10 protein-coding genes and 1 pseudogene are annotated in these 9,966 nt (G+C 70.4%); 5 read left to right on the forward strand and 6 right to left on the reverse strand.

Annotated elements, in window-relative coordinates:
- Positions 1-61: 61 nt before the first annotated feature.
- The 6 genes from ACFORO_RS43335 to ACFORO_RS43360 form a co-directional block, all read right to left on the reverse strand.
- Entirely contained in the window at positions 62-883 is an 822-nt protein-coding gene (locus tag ACFORO_RS43335; RefSeq protein WP_354746138.1) for a DUF4349 domain-containing protein, read from the reverse strand.
- Positions 884-948: 65 nt separating this feature from the next.
- Complete coding sequence (locus ACFORO_RS43340; protein WP_354746136.1) at positions 949-1,461, reverse strand: type III secretion system chaperone family protein; 513 nt, start codon at positions 1,459-1,461, stop codon at positions 949-951.
- Positions 1,458-2,756 carry a D-inositol-3-phosphate glycosyltransferase gene (gene mshA, locus ACFORO_RS43345; RefSeq protein WP_377871644.1) on the reverse strand — a complete coding sequence of 433 codons (1,299 nt, stop codon included), beginning with the start codon at positions 2,754-2,756 and terminating at the stop codon, positions 1,458-1,460. The genes ACFORO_RS43340 and mshA overlap by 4 nt, the downstream gene beginning before the upstream one ends.
- Before the next feature lie 13 nt (positions 2,757-2,769).
- The gene (locus ACFORO_RS43350; RefSeq protein ID WP_377871645.1) at positions 2,770-3,594 is read right to left on the reverse strand and encodes an alpha/beta fold hydrolase; all 825 of its coding nucleotides are present in this window, start codon (positions 3,592-3,594) and stop codon (positions 2,770-2,772) included.
- Between the two features lie 28 nt (positions 3,595-3,622).
- Positions 3,623-4,810 (reverse strand): L,D-transpeptidase, encoded by a 1,188-nt coding sequence (locus tag ACFORO_RS43355; RefSeq protein WP_377871646.1) that lies wholly within the window; start codon positions 4,808-4,810, stop codon positions 3,623-3,625.
- A 175-nt stretch (positions 4,811-4,985) separates the two neighbouring features.
- Positions 4,986-6,041: a UDP-N-acetylmuramate dehydrogenase gene (locus ACFORO_RS43360; protein WP_377871648.1), complete on the reverse strand. Its 1,056-nt coding sequence runs from the start codon at positions 6,039-6,041 to the stop codon at positions 4,986-4,988.
- Positions 6,042-6,215: 174 nt separating this feature from the next.
- On the opposite strand from ACFORO_RS43360, the gene ACFORO_RS43365 reads away from it, so the two are divergent.
- From ACFORO_RS43365 to purU, 5 genes and pseudogenes are all read left to right on the forward strand, one after another.
- Positions 6,216-6,716 (forward strand): DUF2505 domain-containing protein, encoded by a 501-nt coding sequence (locus ACFORO_RS43365; protein ID WP_377871649.1) that lies wholly within the window; start codon positions 6,216-6,218, stop codon positions 6,714-6,716.
- Positions 6,695-7,495, forward strand: coding sequence for a class I SAM-dependent methyltransferase (locus ACFORO_RS43370; RefSeq protein ID WP_377871650.1), 801 nt, complete (start codon positions 6,695-6,697; stop codon positions 7,493-7,495). The genes ACFORO_RS43365 and ACFORO_RS43370 overlap by 22 nt, the downstream gene beginning before the upstream one ends.
- Positions 7,496-7,564: 69 nt before the next feature.
- Positions 7,565-8,362, forward strand: a complete 798-nt coding sequence (locus ACFORO_RS43375; RefSeq protein ID WP_377871651.1) for a DedA family protein — start codon at positions 7,565-7,567, stop codon at positions 8,360-8,362.
- A pseudogene (locus ACFORO_RS43380) lies at positions 8,259-8,870 on the forward strand (maleylpyruvate isomerase family mycothiol-dependent enzyme); the annotation flags it as partial. The gene ACFORO_RS43375 and the pseudogene ACFORO_RS43380, both read left to right, overlap by 104 nt.
- Before the next feature lie 45 nt (positions 8,871-8,915).
- Entirely contained in the window at positions 8,916-9,767 is an 852-nt protein-coding gene (gene purU / locus ACFORO_RS43385; protein WP_354746231.1) for a formyltetrahydrofolate deformylase, read from the forward strand.
- Positions 9,768-9,966: the final 199 nt, after the last annotated feature.

Consider the following 9,966-nt stretch of genomic DNA (forward strand, 5'->3'; position numbering starts at 1 on the left):
ACCTGCAGCGGGACGGCTCGAGATCGCGACTCCCCCTCCCTCGAGCCGTTCCGCCAGCCCCTCATTCCGCAGGCCTGGCCCCGCGGCGGCGCCGGAACCACCAGAACACCGCGCCCGCCGGAATCCCGAACGCGATCGCGAACGGCAGCAGCACGCCCAGCACCCGGACCAGCCCGTTGCAGAAGGCGACGAACGCGTCCCATCCCCCGGACAGCCCGGAGAGGAAGCCGCCCGCCGGTGCCGCGGGAGCCTCCTGCTTCGTCACCGACAGCGACACGGTCGCCATCGCGACCTGCCCGGCCAGCGAAGCCTGTTGCCGCTCCAGCGACTCCAGCGTGGCCTGCCTGCTGGTCAGCTCGCTCTCGACGGACGCGATCTCGGACACCGATTGCGCCTTCGCCAGCAGCGCGCGCATCCGGTCGACGCTCGCCCGCTGGGTCGCCAGCCGCGCGTCCACGTCGACCACCTGCGCGGTGACGTCCTGCGCGCTGATCTCCCGCCGCTTCACCTGGCCGAGCCCGCCGAGCTGGTCGAGCACGCCGTCGAGCTTCTCCGCGGGCACCGACAAGGTCAGCGACGCGGAATCGTCCGTCGCGCTCTCCTGGCCGGGATAGCCGCCCGCACCGGTCGCGATCGCCTTGGCGCGGGACACGACGTCATCGGTCTTCGGCGTGGTCAGGTCCAGCCGTGCGCTGCGCGCCAGCTTGCGATCGGTCGCGCCGGGCGCGGGCACTGACGCCTGCGCGTTGCCCTGTTTCGGCGCCGCGCCCTGCTGCTGCGCGGGCGCGATCGCCGACCTCGCCGAATCCGCGCTGTTGGCGCTGCATCCGGCCAGCAGGAACACCGCCGCGCCCGCGAGCGCGTATCTCCATCGAGTCCGCATCCCCGTCTCCCTCCAGTCGTCGGCGGTGAGACGAAACGACTGGAGAAGGCGTTGCACGGGATCGGTTACGAGTCGGTCAACCCCGGTTCGTGGCCGTCTGCGGGCTCGGCGAGGTGTTTGAACGCCTGCAGGTTCGCCAGCGATTCGCCGCGCGAGACGCGCCAGTCCCATTCGCGCTTGATCGACGTGGCGAACCCGATTTCCAGCAGCGGGTTGAAATCGCCGTCGGCGGCTTCCAGCACCTGGCCGAGGATCTTGTCCAGTTCGGACTCGGTCACCGTCTCCTTGCCGAAGCGGCCGACGAGGTAGATGTCGCCGAGACTGTCCACTGTGTAGTGCACGCCGTAGAGCCGGGCGTTGCGCTGCAACAGGAACCGGTACACGTCCTCGTGCCGCTCGTCCGGTCGGCGGCAGACGAACGCCTCCACCGAGAACGCGTGGTCGCCGTCCACGAGCCAGCAGTTCGTCTGCAGCTTCTTGGTTCCCGGCAACGTCACGAAATAACGGCCTTCGCCGCGACGGTCGTACTCGAGCCCACTTGAGTCCAAAGTGGACTTGATAGTCGCGTCAAGGCTCACACTGCCACCTCCGCCCGCAGTTCCAGCGCCTGCCGGAACGCTATGGTCGCCTGAGCATAGATGTCGAGCAAGGAATCCGTGGTGCGCCGCCAGGAAAACCGCTGCGCGTGCCGCACCGCGTTGGCCGCGAGTTCGGCTCGGCGATCCGGGCGCAGCGCGACGGCGGCGAGCGCGTCGGCCCATTCCGGCGCGCCGTGCGAGGGAACCAGCAGTCCGGAAACCCCGTGCGGCACCGCGACCGGCAGCCCGCCGACCTCGGCCGCCACCACCGGCGTGCCGCACGCCTGCGCTTCGAGCGCGACCAAACCGAAGGATTCGTTGTAGCTCGGCACCGCGACGACGTCCGCCGCACGGAACACCGTGCGCAGCTTCAGCCCGCTCTGCGGCGGCAGGAATCGCACCTGCTCGGCGATGCCCAACGACACCGCCAGCTCGCGCAACGCCTGCGGCTGCTCCAGCCCGGTCCCAGACGGCCCGCCGACCACCAGAACCACCAGCCGCGACGCCAATTCCGGCCGCCGCCGCAGCATTTCCGCCGCCGCGTGCAGCAGGACGTCAGGCGCCTTGAGCGGTTGGATCCGTCCGGCGAAAGCGAGCACGACGGCGTCCGGCGACAGGTTCAGCTCGCGGCGCGCGTCCAGCTGCGAACCGGGCGTGAACCGTTCGAGGTCGACACCGGGCGGCACGGCGTGCACCGCGGGCGCGGCGGCCCCGTAGAGATCGACCAGCTGCCGAGCCTCGACCTGGGTGTTCGCGACGAGGCAATCCGCCTCGGCGACCACCTGCTCCTCGCCCATCACGCGCGTGCGCGGCTCGGGCTTGTCGCCCTCGGCGAGCAGCGCGTTCTTGACCTTGGCCAGGGTGTGCGCGGTGTGCACGAGCGGCACGCCCCAACGATCCCTGGCGAGCCAGCCGACCTGGCCCGACAGCCAGTAGTGCGAATGGATCAGGTCGTAGTAGCCCGGCTCGTGAAACGCCTCCGCGCGCAGCACGCCCGAGGTGAACGCGCACAGCTGCGCGGGCAGCTCGTCGCGCGCCAGCGGCTCGAACGGCCCGGCCGGCACGTGCCGCACCGTCACGCCGGGCGCCAGCTCGGCCAGCGGCGGCTGGTCCGACGACGTCGCCCGGGTGAAGACCTCGACCTCGATGCCGCGCCGCGCCATCTCCTGCGCGGTCTGGCTGACGTACACGTTCATCCCGCCGGCGTCGCCGGTGCCCGGCTGCTCGAGCGGGGAGGTGTGCACGGACAAGACCGCGATCCGGCGCGGCTCAGCGATGAATCCCTTGAGGGTCACCTAGTCACTCCTGCTACTCGGCTGCTGCGTCCCCGGCGAACCGCCGCAGCGCGGAGTTGAAGTCCTCCGGCTCCTCGACGAACGGCAGATGCCCGGCCTCAACGAACCAACGCAGGACCGCCCCCGGAATCTTCCCGGCCGAATACTCTGCCGCCGAAGGATCCACCACCCCGTCGGCCGAGCCGTGCACCACGAGCGTCGGCTTGTCGACCGCGGCAAGCACGTCACCACTGCCGATGTCCCGCCGGAACAGCGCGCCGCGCACCGCGGGCGGCACCGAAAGCGAACTGCCGAGCATCGCCTGCGCGTACCCACCGGGCACCTTTGCACTGGCCTGGGCGCGGGTGAACTCGACCAGCGCGGGGATCGCCACCTCGGCGTCGTCCGAGAGCGCCGCGGGCAGCGCGGCCCGCATGATGGGCCCGGTGGCACCGCCCTCGCGCTTGCGGCCGATCTCGGTGATCGCGCCCACCAGCACGATCCCGCCGAGCCGTGCGGTGCCGTGCTCGCGCAGGTAGTCCGTGATCACCAGCCCGCCGTAGGACCAGCCGACGACGATCGCGTCCGGACCGGCGAAGTCGAGCACCGCGGCGAGATCCCCGGCCCACTGCGCCGGGTCGTCGTAGCCGTCCTCCGGGACATCGGACGCGCCGTGTCCGCGCAGGTCCATCGCGACGAGCCGGAACTGCCCGCTCAGCGCCGGGTCGGCGAACTGAGCGGACCAGGCCGCGGCGGACTGGGCCCAGCCGTGCACGAAGACGATCGGACGCGCGTTCTCCGGGCCTTCGACGCGCAGTGCGATCCGCACGCCGCCGACCCCGGTTACCTCAGTGTTCACTTCTACTTGTTAGCAGACGGCCAGTGGATCACTTCGCGGCCGAGAGCGACTTCCAGGTCGACCAGTCGTAGAACCAGTCCTTGACGTCGGAGTTCGTCGGGCTGCCCAGCTTCGAGCCGGTGACCTCGACCGGGTCGCCGATCATCGCCGTGTCGAAGTAGGCCTTGGCGTCCGCCTCGAGCAGGTTGACGCAGCCGTGCGAGTTGTTGGTCTTGCCGATCGCGGCCGCGTTGTCCTGGTTCTCGTGGATGAACTCGCCGTGGTTGGAGAACCGGCAGGCCCACTTCTTGTTGACGTTGGTGTAGCCGTAGCGGGCGTTGTCGAACACCGCGTGCGGCTCCTTCGACATGATGATGAAGGTGCCGTTCGGGGTGTTGCGGTCGACGACCGAGTCGAGCCCGTTGGAGCACGGGTAGCTCGCGCTCTCCGCGCCGCCGCGGTAGACCTTCATCACGTGGTCCGGCGTGTTGATCTTGACCACCTGGTTGCGGCCGATCTTGAACTTGGTGCTGACGTCCGATTTCACGAAGACGCCGCCGCCGAGGTCCACGCCGTACAGGTTGGCCTCGACCTCGACGGTCGTGTTGGCCGGCCAGTACTCCTTGGGCCGCCAGTCGACCTGGTTCGCCGACATCCAGGCCCACGAGCCCTCGACGTCCTTGCTGGTCTTGACCTTGAGCGCCTTCTCGACCGCGGCCCGGTCCTTCGGAGCGGCCCCGTTGAACTTCACGCTGATCGGCATCGCGACCCCGACCTCGGCGTCGTCGCCCGGGTTCAGCGTGGCGCGCACCGTCTTGGCCGGGCTGATCGTGGCGAATGAGCCCTTGAGCTCGGCGGGCCGCTGGTCGGTGCCGGTCGCCTTGGCGGCGTAGTTGTAGGTCTTGCCGTAGCCGAGCGGTTCGGAACTGGTCCAGGACAGGCCGTCCTTGGCGATCTCGCCCTTGATCTCGTCGCCGCCCTCGTTGGTCAGCTTGACCTCGGTGAGCTTGCCTTCGGTTACCTTCACCACCACCGGCTCGCGCACGCTCGCGTCCTTGGCCCCGACGGCCGGGGTCGCGGTGAGCTTCGCCACCGGGGCGACCGGCTTGCCGCCGTTGTCGCCGCTCCCGCCCTGCGGCGACGCGGTGCCGTCATTGCTGCCGCCCGAGCACGCGGCGGCCAGCGCCGCCGCGCCGGTCGCGAGAACGGCCTTGAACACCGTACGGCGCTCGATCACGGTCTTACCTCCACTTGTCCCCCGCACCGGCATCTCCCACGCACATCAGCGCCGGTGAGCGCTTCGACGTTACCTGCGAACCGGAAATTCCACTCCATCCCGCAAGACGTTTCACCCGGTGCCCGGTTGCTGCCGATTTCCTGTCGCCTGGCTCACCCGGGTTACCCCGATGGCGTCAGAGCGAACAGTTGATCAGCAGTGGTTCCGGCCGCAGTCGCACGCCGAACCGCTCTTCGACCCCGTCGCGGACCTCGCGAGCCAACTGCAGCAGATCCTCCGTGCTGGCCCCGCCGCGATTGGTGAGCGCGAGCGTGTGCTTGGTGGACAGCGAAACCCGACCGCCGGGCCCGGGGTACCCCTTGCCGAACCCGGCCCGCTCGATCAGCCACGCGGCGGACAACTTCACCCCGCCGCTGGCCGGGTACTGCGGGATCTTCCCCTCAGTCGACTCCGCGATCCGCTCGAGGACGGCCGGCGCTTCTTCTTCGGGAACGATCGGGTTGGTGAAGAACGACCCCGCACTCCAGGTGTCGTGATCAGCGGCGTCGAGCACCATGCCCTTGCCGCGCCGCAACCCCAGCACCGCTTCCCGAGCCTGCGCGGCGGGGACTTTCGCGTCGATCTCGACACCCAGCGTGCGCGCCAACTCGGCGTACCGGACAGGCGCGGACTGCCCGCTCGGGTCGATCCGGAACCGCACGCTCAGCACGACGCCGCGATCGGTGCCCTTGAGGACGCTGGTGCGGTAGGCGAAGCCGAGTTCGTCGGCCTTGACCGTGCGCACTTCTTTCGCCGCCCGGTCGTACAACTCGACGGAGACGATCGACTCGGCCACCTCGCCGCCGTACGCCCCGACGTTCTGAATCGGCGTCGCCCCCACCGACCCCGGGATGCCGGAGAGACACTCGAGCCCGCCGAGGTTGTTGTCGACCAGCGCGGCGACGAACGCGTCCCACTCCTGCCCGGCGGCCACCTCGACGATGTCACCGTCGCGGGTCCAGCCGGTGTTGGCGATCCGCACGAGAGTGCCCGCGAAGCCTTCGTCGCCGACCACGAGATTCGACCCGCCGCCGAGCAGCAGGACGGGCTCGCCCGCGTCGTCGGCGTCGCGCACGGCGGAGACGAGTTCCGCGGCGGTGGTCGCGGTGACGAACCGGCGCACCGGCCCGCCGAGGCGCAGCGTCGTGTACTCGGCGAGGTGAGCCGGACCAGGCGTTTCAGCGATGTCCACGAAGCTTGACGGTACTGCGCGCCCCCGCCCCCGCCCGCTCGGACCGTCCGTGAGGGGAACCCTGAGGGAATCAGAGTCAATGAGGGTTCCCCTCACGACCCGCCCAGCCCCTCCCCCAACCGGCCGCAATGTCGCCGCCAGGCGACGAGCCCCCCACCCGGTACTGTCCGTTTCATGGGATCCCGGATCGAACACCGCGGCGAGTTCGACGGCTCGCTAGCGGACGTCTTCGCCGCAGTAGCCGGAGAAGAAGCCCTCCGCGCCCGCCTGGAAGCGCTAGGCGGAGACGACGCCAAACTCCTGGCCTACATCGCCGAAGCCGACTCCGTCCGCTACGAACTCCAGCACGGCATCAAGGCGGCCAAACTCCCCCAGGCCGTCCGAGCCCTGCACAAAGGCGACATCATCGTCAACCGCACCCAGACCTGGAAGCGGTCCGGCGACGAGTACACCGGCCGGTCCGACGTCAGCGTCGGCGGCGTGCCCGGCGAAATCGGCGCCTCCACCTACCTCACCCCCAAAGACGGCAAAGTCCTCCTCCGCACCTCAGGCGAGGTAGTCGTCCGGATCCCCCTCTTCGGCGGCCGGATCGAGGAGTTCGTCTCCGAGCAGGTGGTCAACCTGCTGCGGAACGAGGACGAGTTCACCGCGCAGTGGCTGGCCGAGCACGCCTGACCCCGGTGGGCGCCCCGACCAGGGGCACCACCAATCCCAACCGGTTGCGCCGGGTCGACCGCTGGCTCGCGAGCGACCCGGCCGTCACCCGCCTGCTGCGACGGGGCGAAAGTCCCCTTGTCGTCGATCTCGGCTACGGAGCGTCGCCGGTCACGACGGTCGAACTGGCTCGCTGGCTGGCGCGCGTACGGCCGGACGTCCGCGTGCTCGGGCTCGAACTCGACCCGGAACGCGTCGCCGCCGCCCAGCCCGCCGCCGATCCGCCCCGGCTCGATTTCCAGCGCGGCGGCTTCGAACTCGCCGGGGCGCGGCCGGTCCTGGTGCGCGCGTTCAACGTGCTCCGGCAGTACGCCGAGGACGAGGTCCCCGGCGCGTGGCAGCTGATGCTCGACGCGATGCCGCCGGACGGCCTGCTCGTCGAGGGCACCTGCGACGAGATCGGCAGGCTGGTCACGTGGGTCGTGGTCGGAGCCAGCGGCCCGCGCACGCTCACCCTGTCGCTCCGCCTCGCCGAGCTCGACCGTCCGTCCACAGTGGCCGAACGACTGCCGAAGATCCTCATTCACCGCAACGTTCCCGGCGAACGCGTGCACGCCCTGATGTCCACATTGGACGAATGCTGGGCGGCCGCCGCGCCGCACCGTTCCTTCGGCGTACGCGCCCGCTGGACCACCACCGTCGCCATGCTCGCCGACCGCGGCTGGCCCGTTTTCGGCAATCCGGACCGGCGCAGGCTCGGCGAACTGACCGTGGCCTGGGAAAGCGTCGCGCCGCGCTGAACCCACCTGTTCACCACCCGCACCCCGCTGGGTCATCCCTTGGTGACCTTCAGTGCTGACGATGAGCGGGTGGAACTGCTGGAACACGTCACCGAGCTGATCCGGGGCACCCTCGGCTCGCCCTGGCTGTGGGTGCTCGTGTTCGCGATCGCCGGACTAGACGCGCTGCTCCCGTTCATGCCGAGCGAAACGACCGTGGTGACCGTGGCCGTCCTGATCGGACCCGACGTCGGCAGGCTCGCACTGCTGGTCGTCGTCTCCGCCGCGGGCGCGTGGGCGGGCGACTGCCTCGGCTACGCAGTGGGCCGCGCCGCCGGACCGCGCGCCGTCGCCCGGCTGCAGCGCGGACCGTCCGGACGGCAACGCTACGAATGGGCCCGCGACCAAGTCCGCCGGCAAGCGCCGCTGCTGATCATCGCCGCTCGGTACCTGCCCGGCGGCCGCGTCGCGAGCGCGCTGGCCAACGGCAGCCTCGGCTACCCGCTGCGCCGGTTCGTGCCGCTCGACGCCGTGGGCGCGGCGCTGTGGTCGGTGTACAGCGCGCTGATCGGGCTCGCCGGCGGCACCGCGTTCGCCGACCGTCCGGTGTACGGGCTGCTGCTGTCGTTCCTGCTCGGCCTGCTGCTGGTCGCGCTCATCGAATTCGGCCGACGGGTGCGGGTGCGCAGGCTACGGTCAGTGCATGGACGCGCCACGTCTGCTGGAAGCGATCGACATTCACGCCGACCGGATCAAAGCCGCGACGCTCGCCGCGGGCCCAGCCGCGCCCGTCCGCAACTGTCCGGAGTGGACAGTGCAGGACCTGGTGACGCACCTGACGACAGTGCTCTCGTACACGGTCGCGGCGATCACCGACCGGAAAGCTGAGCCGCAACCGGCGGCCACCTGGGAAGACGCACTCGGCTGCTTGGACGGCGAACGCATGGCCGTCCGCGAAGCCCTGCGCCGCCCGGCGGACACCCCGCTGCGGTCTCCGTTCCCGCGCGGCGGCCCGGTCACCGTCGGGGACTGGACGCGCCGGCTCGCGCACGAGTTCGCCATCCACCGGCTCGACGCGGAAAGCGCCCTGCCCACGCCGCCGGTCACCCAGTACCGCACGGAATTCGCCGAGGACGGCATCGACGAGTTCCTCGCCTTCCTGACCCCGCGCCGGGCCGCGCCGAGCCGCCGCGACGGGATCGTCCAGGTCAGCACCGACACGCGGACGTGGACCGTGCTGCTGCACGCCGACCAGCCGCCGACGCTGGGCGAAGGCGTCCCGGACCTCACGCTCACCGGCCCCGCCGACGACGTCTACCGCGCGCTCTGGGGCCGCCCGAACCACGCCGGGAAAGTCGGCGACGCCACCCTTCTGGAGCCCCTCGCAGCGCCCTGACCAGCGGCCGGTGAGAATGGGCGCGTGTCAGATCCTCAGCGTTACGTGCTCACCTTCGGCTGCCCCGACCGCACCGGCATCATCGCCCGCATCTCGGGCTTCCTCGCCGACCACGGAGGAATGATCGCCGAGGCGGCGTATCACACCGACCCCGACTCGGGCTGGTTCTTCACCCGCCAGGTCGTGCGCGCCGATTCGCTGCCGTTCGACGCCGCGGGATTGCGCGAGCGGTTCGGCGAGGTGGCGAACGAGCTGTCCGCGGAGTCGAGCTGGCAGGTCCGCGACACCGGCGAGCGCCCGCGCGCGGTGGTGCTGGTGTCGAAGGCCGGGCACTGCCTGTACGACCTGCTCGGCCGCGTCGCCTCCGGTGAGCTGGACGTCGACATCGCCGCGGTGATCGGCAACCACGATTCGCTCGCGGACATCACCCGCGCGCACGGGATCCCGTTCCACCACGTGCCTTTCCCGGCGGGCGACCCCGACGGCAAGGCGGCCGCGTTCGCCAAGGTCCGCGAACTGGTCGACGCACACGACCCGCACGCGATCGTGCTGGCGCGGTTCATGCAGGTGCTGCCCGCGGACCTGTGTGCGGAGTGGGCCGGGCGCGCGCTGAACATCCACCACAGCTTCCTGCCGTCGTTCATCGGCGCGAAGCCGTACCACCAGGCGCACACCCGCGGCGTGAAGCTCGTCGGCGCGACCTGCCACTACGTCACCGCGGACCTGGACGCCGGGCCGATCATCGAACAGGACGTGATCCGCGTCGACCACGGCGATTCGGTGCAGGACATGGTGCGCAAGGGCCGCGACATCGAGAAGGTGACGCTCGCCCGCGGCCTACGCTGGCACCTCGAAGGACGCGTTCTGGTACACGGCAACCGGACCATGGTGCTCTGACGCGCTGACGCCGAGGTCCGTGAGGGGAACCCTCAGGGAATCTGATTCCCTGAGGGTTCCCCTCACGGACCTTCGCAGCAATCAAGCAGCAACCGAGCCACACAGCCCCGTCTCGCCAGGCACCCCGCACTACTGAGAAACCCCAATGCCACATTGAGGTTTTCTCAGTAGGGCTGGGCGGGGTGCGTGTCGCCGGGAG

The sequence above is a fragment of the Amycolatopsis halotolerans genome (genome assembly GCF_042647905.1).
GTDB lineage: Bacteria > Actinomycetota > Actinomycetes > Mycobacteriales > Pseudonocardiaceae > Amycolatopsis > Amycolatopsis halotolerans.

Coding starts and splice junctions, on each gene's coding strand:
- ACFORO_RS43335 (WP_354746138.1), bottom strand. CDS start 883: ATGCGGACTCGATGGAGATACGCGCTCGCGGGCGCGGCGGTGTTCCTG.
- ACFORO_RS43365 (WP_377871649.1), top strand. CDS start 6,216: ATGGGATCCCGGATCGAACACCGCGGCGAGTTCGACGGCTCGCTAGCG.